Here is a 1,318-nt window from a genome sequence, read left to right on the forward strand (position 1 = left end):
TCACATTAAGTTCTTAACGTCACATTCTTATTTAAGCAGTTCGACACGAGTTTGTCGCGTCAATGGCAAAAACCACCAGGATAAATTCTACTGAGAGTTAAGCAGCCACGCAACTCTCGGCTGCGGATTTCTCTAATTTTTTTGGCTTTCGGTTCGCACTTACGCGATCGCACGCTCTCACAAACCATACAATTCGCCATCTCTCGGAAGTATAACTTCACGATTCCTTTAAATATCTCATGGCAGCGTGAAGATTCTATAAAGCCCTTTAATTAATTTTAGATAGGATTCCCCAATTGTCTTGATAATTTCAAGCAGACGCAAAAAAATCGTAAGCGGACGTTGATGCAACTGTCTGCCAATGATAGCTCCGCCAGAGAAGAAAAATTTACCCAGTTAGCGATGTGCTTGCTATGGTTAGAGAAGGCATAAGCTGCAGGATGCGCTTAAAGATTTGAACCGATAGGAGGCTAGTGCGATCCTCAAAATTTTGTTATTATTTACAGCGTGTCATCAGAAAGCACAGAGCCGCGCTTTATCCTCTACTGGGGTTTAAATTATGTGGCTTGAGCGTTAGGGGATGAAGCTATCAAGAAAAATTTCCGCTCCGTGTCTATATAGACAACCCAACGAAGGTTTACTAGAAAGAATGCACCTTCTTGAGAGAAAGACTTAGTAATTAATCTGGCCGATATTACGATCTCTTTATAGCGCCTGTTTGCAGTCAGGACTTCAGTTTTTTTTATATTTGTGAATAAGCACTAAAGTCCTGACTGCGAACTTAATGTAACCGCGAGACAAATTACTGCTGATTCCGCAGGCGAGGGTTCACAAATTCGTTTAATCCTTCCCCCACCAAAGACAGTCCCACTACCATTAAAGTCATCGCCAAACCGGGAAATAAAGCCGTCCACCAAATGCCAGTAGGTAGTGCATCTAAAGCTAAACGCAAGTCGTGTCCCCATTCGGGAGTTGCTTCGGGAAGTCCTAATCCGAGAAATCCTAAACCTCCTAATGTTAAAATTGCATCGGCCGCGTTGAGCGCAAACAGCACCGGTACGCTCTGAATCACATTCAGAAACAGGTAGCGCGAAAGCACTGTCCAAGTGTCAGCACCCATTGCTCGCGCAGCTTCGACAAATAATTCGGTTTTGACGCTGACGGTGTGATTCCTGACGACGCGGTAGTATTGAGGGATGTAGGAAATGCTCAGGGCGATCGCAGCATTAAAAACTCCTTTTCCCACTACAAACGCTAGCGTCAAAGAAAGTAGCAGCCCCGGCAAAGTATAAATTGTATCCATTAAAAATAACAACAC

At 43.8% G+C, this 1,318-nt stretch carries 1 protein-coding gene; it reads right to left on the bottom strand.

Going from position 1 to position 1,318, the window contains the following annotated elements:
- Positions 1 to 802 precede the first annotated feature (802 nt).
- The coding region (locus tag QUA38_RS28950) for an ABC transporter permease subunit (RefSeq protein WP_333167969.1) at positions 803 to 1,318 on the bottom strand (516 nt) is incomplete at its 5' end.

This window comes from Microcoleus sp. Pol12B4, from assembly GCF_036701385.1.
GTDB lineage: Bacteria > Cyanobacteriota > Cyanobacteriia > Cyanobacteriales > Microcoleaceae > Microcoleus.